The organism is Pseudomonas syringae group sp. J254-4, assembly GCF_032586855.1.
Classification (GTDB): domain Bacteria; phylum Pseudomonadota; class Gammaproteobacteria; order Pseudomonadales; family Pseudomonadaceae; genus Aquipseudomonas; species Aquipseudomonas amygdali.
In genome coordinates this window covers 136,099-149,157 of the sequence record NZ_JAWHOO010000013.1, presented here as the reverse complement: position 1 = coordinate 149,157, position 13,059 = coordinate 136,099, and the positions used below count along the sequence as shown (strand labels likewise).

Annotated in this window: 12 protein-coding genes; 5 read left to right on the top strand and 7 right to left on the bottom strand. The window is 56.2% G+C overall.

All coding sequences use genetic code 11. The features are described 5' to 3' along the window. Positions 1-266: 266 nt before the first annotated feature. Together RYB09_RS16930 and RYB09_RS16925 are read left to right on the top strand one after the other, a co-directional pair. Complete coding sequence (locus RYB09_RS16930; protein ID WP_003413528.1) at positions 267-1,643, top strand: glutamine synthetase family protein; 1,377 nt, start codon at positions 267-269, stop codon at positions 1,641-1,643. Between the two features lie 293 nt (positions 1,644-1,936). Continuing rightward, the gene (locus tag RYB09_RS16925; RefSeq protein ID WP_058400074.1) at positions 1,937-2,569 is read left to right on the top strand and encodes a TetR/AcrR family transcriptional regulator; all 633 of its coding nucleotides are present in this window, start codon (positions 1,937-1,939) and stop codon (positions 2,567-2,569) included. 6 nt (positions 2,570-2,575) lie between these two features. Here RYB09_RS16925 and RYB09_RS16920 read toward each other — a convergent pair whose 3' ends face one another. The 7 genes from RYB09_RS16920 to RYB09_RS16890 all read right to left on the bottom strand — a co-directional run bounded on the left by RYB09_RS16920 (position 2,576) and on the right by RYB09_RS16890 (position 9,293). Further along, a complete protein-coding gene (locus RYB09_RS16920; RefSeq protein ID WP_122280893.1) occupies positions 2,576-3,622 on the bottom strand; it encodes an RHS repeat-associated core domain-containing protein in 1,047 nt (348 codons plus the stop codon). Between the two features lie 133 nt (positions 3,623-3,755). Continuing rightward, positions 3,756-3,971, bottom strand: coding sequence for a molybdopterin-binding protein (locus tag RYB09_RS16915; RefSeq protein WP_002555770.1), 216 nt, complete (start codon positions 3,969-3,971; stop codon positions 3,756-3,758). 26 nt (positions 3,972-3,997) lie between these two features. Further along, positions 3,998-4,810 (bottom strand): aliphatic sulfonates ABC transporter ATP-binding protein, encoded by an 813-nt coding sequence (gene ssuB / locus RYB09_RS16910; protein WP_002555771.1) that lies wholly within the window; start codon positions 4,808-4,810, stop codon positions 3,998-4,000. After that, positions 4,807-5,604, bottom strand: coding sequence for an aliphatic sulfonate ABC transporter permease SsuC (gene ssuC, locus RYB09_RS16905; protein ID WP_032614408.1), 798 nt, complete (start codon positions 5,602-5,604; stop codon positions 4,807-4,809). The genes ssuB and ssuC overlap by 4 nt, the downstream gene beginning before the upstream one ends. Before the next feature lie 28 nt (positions 5,605-5,632). Further along, positions 5,633-6,598, bottom strand: a complete 966-nt coding sequence (locus RYB09_RS16900) for a sulfonate ABC transporter substrate-binding protein (RefSeq protein WP_316889438.1) — start codon at positions 6,596-6,598, stop codon at positions 5,633-5,635. A gap of 540 nt (positions 6,599-7,138) precedes the next feature. After that, positions 7,139-7,777, bottom strand: a complete 639-nt coding sequence (locus tag RYB09_RS16895) for a peroxiredoxin (protein ID WP_058407887.1) — start codon at positions 7,775-7,777, stop codon at positions 7,139-7,141. Between the two features lie 169 nt (positions 7,778-7,946). Beyond that, positions 7,947-9,293, bottom strand: a complete 1,347-nt coding sequence (locus RYB09_RS16890; RefSeq protein WP_058400071.1) for an OprD family outer membrane porin — start codon at positions 9,291-9,293, stop codon at positions 7,947-7,949. A 770-nt stretch (positions 9,294-10,063) separates the two neighbouring features. On the opposite strand from RYB09_RS16890, the gene tauA reads away from it, so the two are divergent. The 3 genes from tauA to tauC are packed head-to-tail and all read left to right on the top strand — an operon-like array spanning position 10,064 to position 12,724. After that, a complete protein-coding gene (gene tauA, locus RYB09_RS16885) occupies positions 10,064-11,041 on the top strand; it encodes a taurine ABC transporter substrate-binding protein (protein ID WP_122258799.1) in 978 nt (325 codons plus the stop codon). Between the two features lie 25 nt (positions 11,042-11,066). Continuing rightward, positions 11,067-11,852, top strand: a complete 786-nt coding sequence (tauB, locus tag RYB09_RS16880) for a taurine ABC transporter ATP-binding subunit (RefSeq protein WP_316889435.1) — start codon at positions 11,067-11,069, stop codon at positions 11,850-11,852. Beyond that, entirely contained in the window at positions 11,849-12,724 is an 876-nt protein-coding gene (gene tauC, locus RYB09_RS16875) for a taurine ABC transporter permease TauC (RefSeq protein WP_316889433.1), read from the top strand. The genes tauB and tauC overlap by 4 nt, the downstream gene beginning before the upstream one ends. Positions 12,725-13,059 lie beyond the last annotated feature (335 nt).

Sequence of the window (13,059 nt, the reverse complement as noted above, 5' to 3'; positions counted from 1 at the left end):
GCTATTGTTGCTCTACTGGGTTGCGATCGAGCTTAGCCTCGTTCATTTTTTTATACAACAACCCGTTAAAAATAGAAGACAGGCCGCTCTAGCTTGTATTTAACAGCGGTCAGAAACGGAATAAAACGCCCTAAATAGCGGCAAAAAAGGCCATATGGCGCAGTTTTAGGGCAAAAAAGGCTCTATTGACTTCATCATGGCTTTCGGATTGACTGAGATCCGCAATCATTGATGATTGATATTTTTAACAACAAAGGTGTTGCATCATGTCGGTACCCCCGCGTGCCGTTCAGCTTAACGAAGCGAACGCGTTCCTTAAGGAACATCCTGAGGTTCTGTACGTTGACCTTCTGATTGCAGATATGAATGGTGTGGTGCGTGGCAAACGCATCGAACGCACCAGCCTCCATAAGGTTTACGAGAAGGGCATCAACCTGCCTGCCTCTTTATTTGCTCTGGATATCAATGGCTCCACGGTGGAAAGCACCGGCCTGGGCCTGGATATCGGTGATGCTGACCGAATCTGTTATCCCATCCCTGACACCCTGTGCAACGAGCCATGGCAAAAGCGCCCTACCGCGCAATTGCTGATGACCATGCACGAACTCGAAGGCGACCCGTTTTTTGCCGACCCGCGTGAAGTATTGCGTCAGGTCGTCGCCAAATTCGACGAAATGGGCCTGACCATCTGCGCGGCATTCGAGCTGGAGTTCTACCTGATCGATCAGGAGAACGTGAACGGTCGCCCACAACCGCCCCGCTCGCCTATTTCCGGCAAACGCCCGCATTCGACACAGGTCTACCTGATCGACGACCTCGACGAGTACGTCGACTGCCTTCAGGACATACTTGAAGGTGCGAAGGAGCAAGGCATTCCTGCCGATGCCATCGTCAAGGAAAGCGCCCCGGCCCAGTTCGAAGTCAACCTGCACCACGTTGCCGACGCTATCAAGGCGTGCGATTACGCTGTGCTGCTCAAGCGACTGATCAAGAACATCGCCTACGATCACGAGATGGACACGACCTTCATGGCCAAGCCCTATCCGGGTCAGGCGGGTAATGGTCTGCACGTTCACATCTCGATCCTGGATCGCGATGGCAAGAACATCTTCACCAGCGAGGATCCCGAGCAGAACGCCGCATTGCGTCACGCAATCGGCGGTGTGCTCGAGACCCTGCCGGCACAAATGGCTTTCCTGTGCCCGAACGTCAACTCGTATCGCCGGTTCGGTGCGCAGTTCTATGTGCCCAACTCGCCCACTTGGGGCCTGGACAACCGCACGGTCGCCGTTCGTGTACCGACCGGCACCGCCGACGCGGTACGTATCGAACACCGCGTTGCCGGTGCCGATGCCAACCCGTATCTGGTAATGGCTTCGGTCCTGGCGGGCGTGCACCACGGCCTGGTCAACAAGGTCGAACCAGGCGCGCCGGTAGAAGGCAACTCGTACGAGCAACACGAACAAAGCCTGCCGAACAACCTGCGCGACGCACTGCGCGAGCTGGACGACAACCCGGTGATGGCCAAGTACATCGATCCAAAATACATCGACATTTTTGTCGCCTGTAAAGAGAGCGAGCTGGAAGAGTTCGAACACTCCATCTCCGACCTCGAGTACAACTGGTACCTGCATACGGTCTGATTGAAGCCGAGTAATACAAAACGCCGCAAAGCCTTGAGCTTTGCGGCGTTTTTGTTTGCGTCCGGAACACTCCTCGTTCCTCACGCTCCGCGTGGGAATGCCGTGGATGACGCTCCGCGTCACAACTCTGAGGCGCGCCGCATGCTCAAAATCGGACGCAGAGCGTCCAGAAATGCGCTACCACGCGGAGCGTTGGAGCGATAACTGTATGTTACGGCAAGCTAAAACACGATCAAGATTCGTTCAGACAGAATGCCTTACAATAACCACCAGTCCATCCAAGAGCCGCCTCCATGACACGCGCCGCTGCACCTCGTAAACCTCAAGCACGCAGCCAGGCCAGGATCGATTCGATTCTCGACGCCGCGCGTACGTTGCTCGCCGAGCAAGGGGTGGCCAGCCTGTCGATTTACAGCGTGGCCGAACGCGCAGGTATTCCGCCCTCCTCGGTGTACCACTTCTTCGCCAGCGTTCCGGCGCTGCTTGAAGCGCTGACCGCCGATATTCACGCGGCTTTCCGCGCCTCACTGCAAGCGCCTATCGATCACGACCAGCTCACCACTTGGCGCGACCTGTCGCGTATCGTCGAACTGCGCATGCTGGCCATCTACAACGCCGACGCCGCCGCCCGCCAATTGATCCTTGCCCAGCACGGCCTGACCGAAATCAACCAGGCAGACCGCCAGCACGATATAGAGCTGGGGCATTTGATGCTTGAGGTCTTTGACCGCCACTTCCAGCTGCCTGCGCTGCCGGATGACGTGGACGTATTTGCGCTGGCGATGGAACTGGGGGATCGGGTGTATGCGCGATCAGTGCAATTGCATGACGAGATCACACCGCGCATGGCTGAGGAAGGGATGCGGGTGTTTGATGCTTATTTGGGGTTGTATTTGCCGATGTTTTTGGTGAAGCGAGTTATTTAAGGCTCACTATTCACGGATCTTCTTCACACCTTCATGATAAGGCGTAAAACGTTTACTATATTTTCTTTCTCGCTTGATAAACCTGGCGTTCAGAATATTGTACCTTTCAGGATTAAAAGCACTGGTTCCTTTCGACGCCTCCATCACTTCGAGCGCTTTCACTGTAACGTCTAACTCTTCTCGGTAGGTGGCTTCTGCCGCCTTGAGTACGTCTGCTTTGCGCTGGTCAGCTGCACCAGATTTATAAAAACGATTAAAAGCTTCACGTTTTTCTTTATAATTTCTGATCATGGATTTTAAAGTCCCGCCTGCACTCGGATCAACAGACGAGCTGGAAATTGAACTTTTACTTGCCAAGCCCGCACCTGTTGATGACGCAATGGGAAGCGAGGGAGTTGACGAAACAGTAGCAGAGGAATATGGCAATTCATCAACCATGCCAGGCAACTGTGATAACGGTATTTTTTTAGGCGCCAGTATAATTTTTCCGGCCTGTAATAACTTATGAAGCAACCCAGCACTTATATGCCCCGACGGATCCCCAAACCCAACCGGATCCCCACTCACATAACCATAAGCATTCAACCCTCCCTCGCCAAACGGGCTCAGACTGTCCGGGCTGTTAAACCGCATCAAAACCGGGTTATAAGCCCGATACCCATTCCCCAGCAGATAATGCCCGGTCGCCGGATCTCGTCGCTCGCCATTGAAACCCAGCAAACTGGTTAGTCCGCTTTCAGCCGGATGATGTCCGTAGACGCTATACGCCACAGACTCAACCCCAGTGTTATCCACAAGTTGCAAAACTGAACGTTGCTGATCGGTCGCCAGCAGCGTCGTGTCCACTAGATCATCAACGTGCCGCTGTTGAGCCAATAGCCGGTCTTCATGCTGAAAGACCGTGCTCCGTAAAGCACCCTGAATCTCGGTCGCCAGAACGTTCTTCTGATAGAAGCGCTGGATATCTTCCTGCCCCGCCAGCGAGCTGGAAGCCAGACGGTCCAGCGGGTCGTAGCGATAGCGGCATAAAACTGCTTGGGCTGAAGAGGTCATGGCTGATGCTTCAAATAGAACCAGCCATCAGCATCCAGCAAAACCGATACTTCGCCTACCTCACATAATTGCTAGGTAAACAGCAAAAAACCCCGGAGGGCCAGGACCGTCCGGGGTGTTTTTTACCCATTGTTTACAGCTTGGCGATGGAGACTTCTGTCGACTTCACGAAGGCGATGACTTCGCTGCCGACGACCAGCTCCAGCTCTTTTACCGAGCGGGTGGTGATGACCGAGGTCACAACGCCGGAAGCGGTCTGTACGTCGATTTCCGACAGTACATCGCCGTGGACGATTTCCTTGATGGTGCCTTTGAACTGGTTGCGAACGTTGATGGCTTTGATAGTCATGGCATGTCTTCCTTTGGGGATCAGGGTTAATTTGCCCAGCGCAATTGCGTGGGCAGTGGCGAAAACGGTTCCGGGTCAGGTGGCGAGCCGGGGATGGCCAATACGCGGTTAAGCACTTCGGCTTCCAGCGCAGCAAGGCGGTGCGAGCCGCGAGCACGTGGCCGTGGCAGGTCGACCAGAAGGTCGAGGCCGATCTGGCCTTCTTCGATCAGGATCACGCGGTCGGCGATGGCGACTGCCTCGCTGACATCGTGAGTAACCAGCAGTACCGTGAAGCCGTATTGGCCCCACAGTTTTTCAATCAGTTGCTGCATTTCGATGCGGGTCAAAGCGTCCAGCGCGCCCAACGGCTCGTCGAGTAACAGCAGGCGCGGCTTGTGAATCAGCGCACGCGCCAGAGCAACACGCTGCTTCTGGCCACCGGACAATGCCGCTGGCCACTCGTTGGCGCGTTCGGCAAGGCCGACGGCCTCGAGCGCTTCGAGTGCTTGCGCACGCCAGTCGCCGCTCAGACCAAGGCCGACGTTGTCGATGATCTTCTTCCAAGGCAGCAAACGCGCCTCCTGGAACATCAAACGCGTGTCTTCGCGAGCGTCGTCCAGTGGTGCAGAGCCTGCAAGCAATTGACCCTCGGTTGGCTTGTCGAGACCGGCAAGCAGGCGCAGCAAGGTACTTTTACCGCAGCCACTACGGCCGACGATGGCGACGAACTGACCGGCCGGAATATGCAGGTCGATGTCCTTGAGCACTTCGCGAGTGCCGAACGCTTTTTTCAGGTTGCGGACTGCCAGCGGAATACCGCGCAGCAAATGTGGAGGTTGCTGTTTCAGACTGGTCATGCGGCACCGCCTTTGCTCACTTGATAGGCCGGGTGCCAGCGCAGGCACACACGTTCAAGGCCTCGCGCCGCAAGATCGGCCAGTTTGCCGAGGACGGCGTACAACACAATGGCCAGTACCACGATGTCGGTTTGCAGGAATTCCCGTGCATTCATCGCCAGGTAACCGATGCCGGAGCTGGCAGAAATGGTTTCTGCCACAATCAGCGTCAGCCACATGAAGCCCAGCGCAAAGCGCACACCGACCAGAATCGAAGGCATGGCGCCTGGCAAAATCACATGCCGAAACAGGCTGAAACCGGACAAGCCGTAGCTGCGGGACATTTCTACCAGTGCCGGGTCGATGTTGCGGATGCCGTGGTAGGTGTTCAGGTAAATCGGGAACAGCGTGCCCAGCGCGACCAGAAATATCTTCGCTGTCTCGTCGATGCCGAACCACAGGATGACCAGCGGAATAAGCGCCAGGTGCGGCACGTTACGGATCATCTGCACTGAGCTGTCCAGCAGGCGCTCGCCCCATTTGCTCAGGCCGGTAATGAAGCCCAGCGCCAGACCGATGCCACCGCCAATGGCGAATCCGATCCCGGCGCGCCAGCCGCTGATCGCCAGATGCGTCCAGATTTCGCCACTCGCAACCAGATTGATACCCGCCTCAATGACTGCGCTGGGTGCAGGAAGAATGCGTGTGGATAGCCATCCGGCGCTGACCGACAGCTGCCAGACGGCCAACAACAGGACTGGAAGTGCCCAGGGCGCCAGTCGGTGAACGATGCGTTGCGAAGCACTGAGGCTCATGGAGTTGTCTCCTCGAAGGGCCTGACGATCACTGTGCTTGAGCAACAGCAGCAGGAGGTGTCCAGACCACATCAGCAATGCTGAGCGGCTTCGGAATCAGTTTGAGCTGGTAGAAGGTGTCAGCAATTTTCTGCTGCGCAGCTACAACTGGCGGAGTAATGAACAGCGCACCGTAGCCCTGGCGTTTTACCGAGGTCAGGGTGATGTCGGCGGGCAGCCCCAGCAACGGCGCAACCTGTTTGGTCACTTCGTCAGGGTGAGCCTTGGACCATTCGCCCACTGCACGAACTTCTTCGATCAAGGCTTGAATCACCTTCGGATTCTTTTGTGCGTAAGGCTTGGTCGCCAGATAGAACTGGTGGTTGTCGACGATGCCGGTGCCGTCTTTCAAGGTCCGCGCCTGCAATTGCTTTTCAGCTGCGGCCTGGTACGGGTCCCAGATGACCCAGGCGTCTACGCTGCCGCGCTCGAAAGCGGCACGCGCATCAGCCGGGGGAAGGAAGACAGTCTGGATATCGGTGTACTTCAGGCCTGCATCTTCCAGTGCCTTGACCAACAGGTAATGGACGTTGGAGCCTTTATTGAGGATGACTTTCTTGCCTTTCAGGTCTTTGACCGAGGTAATGGGCGAGTCTTTGGGCACCAGGATGGCTTCACTGGTCGGCGCTGGCGGCTCGTATGCGACGTACAGCAGATCCGCGCCTGCGGCCTGAGCGAAGACCGGTGGTGTTTCACCGGTCACGCCGAAATCAATCGAGCCCACGTTCAGACCTTCAAGCAACTGCGGACCACCCGGAAATTCTGTCCACTGAACCTTTACGCCCTGCTCGGCCAGGCGCTTCTCCAGTGAACCCTTGGCCTTGAGCAGCACCAGCGTGCCGTATTTCTGATAACCGATGCGCAGATCTTCCGCCTGGGCCTGGGTGACCGCGCCAAGCGCGACCGCAGCAGCAAACAGAGCGACAAGGCCTCGACGCAAAATGACAGTGCGCATATGCGCTCCTTTAGCGGGTATTGGGTAGTGCCTGCTCAGCCAGTCACAGACGAACAAGGCGGGAATAGGGACGACATTAACAGCACTTTTTTATATCTATAAATCTTATTTATTCATTTAGTTATTCCATAAATGAATATAAAGAGCAGCACCATTTTTCAACTATCGTGCGGCGTACTACGGCGGCATGCCGTTCTGGACCCTCTGCGTCCGATCTTGAGTATGCGGCGTGGCGCATATCCATGACGCGGAGCGTCACGACAGGCATTCCCACGCTGGAGCGTGAGGAACGATGATCTCAACTATCGTGCGATGCTCTGCGTCCGATCTTGAACAGGCGGCGGAGCGTCACTAGCGGCATTCGTACGCTGGAGCGTGAGGAACGATGATCTCGACTATCGTGCGACGCTCCGCGTCGCATGCCGTTCTGGACGCTCTGCGTCCGCGCTTGATCGAGCAACGCAGTCGGCGGCTATGAGGGAGGAATAAAAAAGGGCCGATAAATCGGCCCGAATAACCCCACGCTTGGTAGATCGAAAATCAGCGGTTTGGCTGTGGCGTCAGGCGCAGATAGGGCGTGACGGCCTTGTAGCCCTTGGGAAAGCGTTGCTTGATCTCGGCTTCGTCTTTGATCGACGGCACAATCACTACATCATCGCCGTCCACCCAATTGGCGGGCGTGGCAACCTTGTAGTTGTCGGTCAATTGCAGAGAGTCGATAACGCGCAGAACCTCGTGGAAATTACGCCCGGTACTCGCCGGATAAGTAATCGTCAGGCGCACTTTCTTGTTCGGGTCGATCACGAACAGCGAGCGCACAGTCAGTGTGTCGTTGGCATTGGGATGAATAAGGTCATACAGGTCGGAGACCTTGCGGTCGGCATCGGCCAGAATCGGGAAGTTAACCTGGGTGTTTTGCGTAGTGTTGATGTCATCGATCCACTTGATGTGCGAATCAACCGGGTCGACCGACAGCGCAATGGCTTTCACACCGCGCTTGGCAAACTCGTCTTTCAATTTGGCGGTGAAGCCCAGTTCAGTGGTGCACACAGGCGTGAAGTCTGCAGGATGAGAAAACAACACACCCCAGCTGTCGCCGAGCCATTCATGGAAACGGATACGACCTTCGCTGGATTCCTGCTCGAAGTCAGGGGCGATGTCGCCAAGTCGCAGTGTCATGGTGTTGCTCCTTGTCTGTATCGGGTAGGCCTTGGTATGACGTTACTGTGCGCCCTGCTGAGAAAAGTTAAAAAGAATAAATAATGCGCTTGATAGACCTGCCAGGAATATCAAAAAACGGGCAAAAGAAACCCCGCACCAGGCGGGGTTTCTTCAAGCTTCAGTACACTTACAAAAAGTTGTAGGTGTAGTTGAAGAGAATACGGGTTTGATCAGTATCAGCAGTAGTAGCGACGTCACCGCGGAAGGTGCCGTGACGTACAGTGGTGCCGAAGCCTTTCAACACGCCGCTTTGAATCACGTAGTCAACGCGCATATCGCGTTCCCACTCGGAGTGAGTACCCAGATTGCGGTTTACGTCACGGATGTCATCACCGCTCAAGTAAGCAATCGCAGCCTTCAGACCAGGAACTCCGACCTTGGCAAAGTCATACGAGTACTGACCGAATGTGGTGTTTTCACCAGCACGGTTGAAGCCGTTGATCATCGAATCGGTGAACAGGTAGAAGCTTGAACCGCCGTTACCTTCAGGACGACCGCGACCATCCACTACGTTACCTTGACCAAGGTAGACCATGCCGCCGCTGTCACCCACTTGCTGGTGACCAACCATGAGCGCGTGACCACCCAGGGAGTAAGTGAACATGGCAGACCAGGTCTGGTTGTCGACTTCACCGGTGTGAGAGGCGTAACCACCGTTGTTGTTGAAACGATAGCCTGCTGCGGCCTGGCTGTTTTTGCCGTCAGCGCTGCTGTTGAAATAACGCAGGTCAGTCTTGAAGGACTGGTTGTCGCTGATCGGGTAAACATGAACCAGACCCAGGAAGTGCTGCTTGTAGAAGTCTTCCAGGTTGGCGTAGTAGTACTGCAGGGTCAGGTCTTTGGTGACTTTCCAGTCAGCACCCGCGAAACGGAACTGGTCGGAGGTCTGAGTAGCACCGGCAACGGACAGGTCAGTCCAGTTGCTCGAAGCACGGCCGATGGACTTGTTCAGTTGACCTGCGGTGAAGGTGACATTGTCCAGATCTTTCGAAGTCAGGATGCCGCCCTCAAAAGCTTGAGGCAAAAGACGACCATCGTTGCTGACCAGAATTGGCAGGTTCGGTGCCAGAGCGTTACCGACCTTCAATTCAGTTTTGGAGAAGCGCATCTTGGCGTTGGCGCCGACACGGGACCAGTCGCTGACCGAAGAACCATCAGTATCAGTCGGAACAACGGTGTTGGCTGTGTTGACAGTGTGGTGCTGAATGCCGCCGCCCAGATGGAGACCCATCACGGCTTGTGCATCAAGACCAAAACCAACGGTGCCTTGAGTAAAGCCCGAGGTGTAGTCAAATTTCAGACCAGTAGCGGTTTCGCGCTGATCGGGTGCGTTACGGCCTTCACGCACGTCGTTATTGAAATACAGAGTACGAGAACTAACGGACGCTTTGCTGTCTTCAAGGAAACCAGCTGCACCGGCCTGTTGGGCCAATACACCGACTGTTACGGCCAAGGCCAGGGTGGACTTCTTCATTAACTACGCTCCTCGTGAATCTAATTTTTTATGTCTCCGGTGCCGGGCGTTGCCCTGACCCAGAGATATTGCGATAGGTGACAGTCCCGACCTGGAGGTCAATGGATTCTGTACACCCCGACTTTTGACTAGACCGCGCATGTCGGTGGCCGCACGTTAGTGAAAATTCTTCATGCTCAAAAGAAACCGATTTGCAGCTTCTAAGAACAATCAGGCATATGTCACAACTCGTGTCAGCCAGGACGTCACGGAGTGTATCGACCTAATCGGGTAATTCCCAAAATTTATTTCGGTACCGTTCGTCAGATCTTTTGGTTTTGTACCAGTGACCGGCCAAATCGAGACCAGCCGGTCATAGTCCCCAACGGCAGAGCGCAATTTGCCTGCCAGTAAAAGCCTTGTAAAACGGGCACTTCAGAGAGATTAGTGAAGAAATATGACAGTTGTCACCACTTTGATGGCCAGCGCCCTGCGGTCATGAAATATTTTCTAAAAACCGCTCCAAATACGCTTTTTCAGCGTTTTTTACCGTCTCAAACTTGCGCTCAACTGTAGCCCAGGTGAACAAAAAAGCAATTTTGGTGTCCGGGCCGTGACGCCCGAGCCGATTGGCAGATGCGTAGCAGGTCCCTGATGTGCAGATCGGTTCTGCAGATGGCTCTAAAGACCCTTCATAAGCTAATTCCGAAAAGTTCTTTATTTGCAGATTCTTAGATCAATTAGCCTCCTTATCCAGCCAGTCCTCGGCCCGTCTGATTCGGAGCGTCATCATGAAACTGCATTTTTCCCTGCGCTTGCTGACTGCGCTGTCGTTGACTGGCGCAACATTCATTGCACAGGCAGCAGACTTTACCGTCGCCTACCAGACCACTGTCGACCCAGCCAAGGTTGCCCAGGCCGATAACGCCTACGAAAAAGCCACTGACTCGAAAATCGCCTGGCGCAAGTTCGATAATGGTGCGGACGTCATCACCGCAATTGCATCCGGCGACGTACAGATCGGCTATCTCGGTTCAAGCCCCTTCACAGCCGCCGCTACACGCAAACTCCCGGTGGAGACCTTTCTGATAGCCACGCAGATCGGCGCTGCCGAGGCGCTGGTTGCCCGTAATGGCTCGGGGATCAACTCACCACAGGACCTGATCGGCAAGAAAGTGGCCGTGCCCTTTGTCTCCACCGGCCATTACAGCCTGCTTGCAGCGCTCAAACACTGGAATATCGATCCGGCCAGGGTCACGATCCTCAACCTCGCGCCGCCTGCCATTGCTGCGGCCTGGAAGCGCGGCGACATTGATGCCACTTACGTCTGGGACCCGGCGCTGGGCGTCGCCAAGGAAACCGGCAAGGTGCTGATCACTTCAGGCGAACTGGCGAAAGTCGGAGCACCGACCTTCGATGCCTGGATCGTGCGCAAGGACTTCGCCAGCAAACACCCGGAAGTTGTCAGCGCCTTCGCCAAGGTAACGCTCGATGCCTACGCCCGATATCGCCAGGACCCCGCTGCATGGATCGCAAACCCGGCGAACGTCGACAAGCTGACCCGCCTGTCTGGCGCCAAGGCGTCTGACGTACCCGGCCTGTTGCAAGGCAATGTCTACCCGCTGGCTGCCGAGCAGACGGCGCTGCTGGGTACACCGACCATCGAGGCGGTGACCAAAACCGCAGCATTCCTTAAAGAGCAGGGCAAGGTCGACGCGGTACTGCTTGACTACTCAACGTACGTCAGCGCCCGGTTCATCCCACGCTAAACGCTCTCAGCACAAGGAGACACGCATGGCGCTATTACAGCTGGAGCGTATTGGCGCTCAGTACCCCGGTGCCGCGGCACCCGTGCTGGCGGACATCAACCTGAGCCTGGGCCCACAGCAACTTCTCGTTGCGCTCGGCCCTTCCGGCAGCGGTAAAACCTCGCTGTTGAACCTCATCGCCGGCTTCATCAAACCCGGCAACGGCCGCATTACTCTCGACGGCATTCCCGTAGAGGGGCCGAGCGCAGAGCGTGGCGTAGTTTTTCAGGATGATGCCTTACTGCCCTGGCAGGACGTGTTGGCCAATGTTGCGTTTGGCCTGGAACTGGCGGGTGTCGGCCGTTCGGAACGTGAAGCCAGAGCGCGGGAGATGTTGGCACTGGTGGATCTGGCCGGTTTTGACCAGCGGCGAATATGGCAGCTGTCCGGTGGACAACGGCAACGCGTCGGCCTGGCCAGAGCGCTGGCAGCCGACCCGCGCATCCTGTTGATGGACGAGCCATTCGGTGCACTGGATGCCTTCACCCGTGAGCAGATGCAGGAGCTATTGCTGCAAATCTGGCAACGTACCGCCAAGCCGGTGTTTCTGATAACCCACGATATAGAAGAAGCGGTTTTCCTCGCCACCGACCTTGTTCTGCTCGCCCCTAACCCCGGTCGTATCGCCGAGCATCTGCACCTGGACTTCGGCCGTCGCTACGCCGCCGGCGAATCGGCCCGCGCGATAAAGTCCGACCCGCGCTTTATCGAAACCCGCGAGCATGTGCTGGCCAGCGTGTTTTCCCAACGCACCCGGGAGCAGCGTGTATGAGTAGCCTTGAGCCTGTTGGCAGCCACGAGCTTATAGATAGCCGCGAACTGACCGAAATCAGCAAACCGTTCGCCAAACAACCGGCTGCCCCCACGCCGAAGGTTTATTTGAGCACCCGAGCGATCAGCATCCTGACCCTCGCCGTACTGCTGATTCTTTGGTGGGCCGTAACTGCCGGGGGCTGGATCGAGCCGCTGTTCCTGCCACCGCCAGCGGATGTACTGGGCAAAGGCTGGCTGCTGGCAACCAAGGGCTACATGGACTCCACACTCTGGCAGCATCTGGGCGCCAGCCTGCAACGCATCGGTCTGGCGCTGGGTGCGGCAATTGTGACGGCCATCCCGGCAGGAATCGCCATCGGCCATAACCGCATCGCCCGGGGGATATTTGACCCGCTGATAGAGTTTTACAGACCGATACCACCGCTGGCCTACCTGCCGCTGATCGTTATCTGGTTCGGTATCGGCGAATTCTCCAAGGTACTACTGATTTATCTGGCGATCTTCGCGCCGATTGCCATTGCCACGGCTACCGGCGTTCGCACCGTGGACCCGACCAAAGTGCGGGCGGCACAGTCGCTGGGCGCGACGCGCTGGCAGTTGATTCGGCATGTGGTCCTGCCCAGCGCACTCCCGGACATACTTACCGGGATTCGCATCGGTCTGGGCGTGGGCTGGTCGACACTGGTGGCCGCAGAGCTTATTGCTGCCACCAGCGGGCTGGGATTCATGGTGCAGTCGGCGGCGCAGTTTCTGGTGACCGACGTTGTGGTGCTGGGGATTCTGCTGATCGCCGTGATCGCTTTTGCCATGGAGCTGGGCCTGCGCGAGCTGCAACGCAGGCTGGTGCCCTGGCATGGTCAGCAGCATTAATGCATCAGTATGGGTGTGTGCGTCGTTGCGGTGCGCAAATTGAGTGCATGCGCTGATGCTGCATCGCGGGGCCTGGCGCGACATTCAGGGCGACCAGATGCCAGCGCCGAGCATTCACAGCGGCTGACTCATCAACCAGCCCAAGGTTTTTTATTATGAAAAATACTTAATAAATTCAGTACGTTGATGAGGTTAAAGGGCTTTGGACTCAAGAAATGCTTAACCGGATATGACTAAGTCAGCCTGTTCTTTCGGATTAATTCTCAAAACTGGCACGCACTCTGCAATAGGTATTACATCACCAGTTTTGGGGACCTTGGTACAGGCAGGCCGGG

Coding starts and splice junctions, on each gene's coding strand:
- tauC (WP_316889433.1), top strand. CDS start 11,849: ATGAGTAGCCTTGAGCCTGTTGGCAGCCACGAGCTTATAGATAGCCGC.
- RYB09_RS16895 (WP_058407887.1), bottom strand. CDS start 7,777: ATGACACTGCGACTTGGCGACATCGCCCCTGACTTCGAGCAGGAATCC.
- ssuC (WP_032614408.1), bottom strand. CDS start 5,604: ATGAGCCTCAGTGCTTCGCAACGCATCGTTCACCGACTGGCGCCCTGG.
- RYB09_RS16890 (WP_058400071.1), bottom strand. CDS start 9,293: ATGAAGAAGTCCACCCTGGCCTTGGCCGTAACAGTCGGTGTATTGGCC.
- RYB09_RS16920 (WP_122280893.1), bottom strand. CDS start 3,622: ATGACCTCTTCAGCCCAAGCAGTTTTATGCCGCTATCGCTACGACCCG.
- RYB09_RS16915 (WP_002555770.1), bottom strand. CDS start 3,971: ATGACTATCAAAGCCATCAACGTTCGCAACCAGTTCAAAGGCACCATC.
- tauB (WP_316889435.1), top strand. CDS start 11,067: ATGGCGCTATTACAGCTGGAGCGTATTGGCGCTCAGTACCCCGGTGCC.
- RYB09_RS16925 (WP_058400074.1), top strand. CDS start 1,937: ATGACACGCGCCGCTGCACCTCGTAAACCTCAAGCACGCAGCCAGGCC.
- ssuB (WP_002555771.1), bottom strand. CDS start 4,810: ATGACCAGTCTGAAACAGCAACCTCCACATTTGCTGCGCGGTATTCCG.
- RYB09_RS16930 (WP_003413528.1), top strand. CDS start 267: ATGTCGGTACCCCCGCGTGCCGTTCAGCTTAACGAAGCGAACGCGTTC.
- RYB09_RS16900 (WP_316889438.1), bottom strand. CDS start 6,598: ATGCGCACTGTCATTTTGCGTCGAGGCCTTGTCGCTCTGTTTGCTGCT.
- tauA (WP_122258799.1), top strand. CDS start 10,064: ATGAAACTGCATTTTTCCCTGCGCTTGCTGACTGCGCTGTCGTTGACT.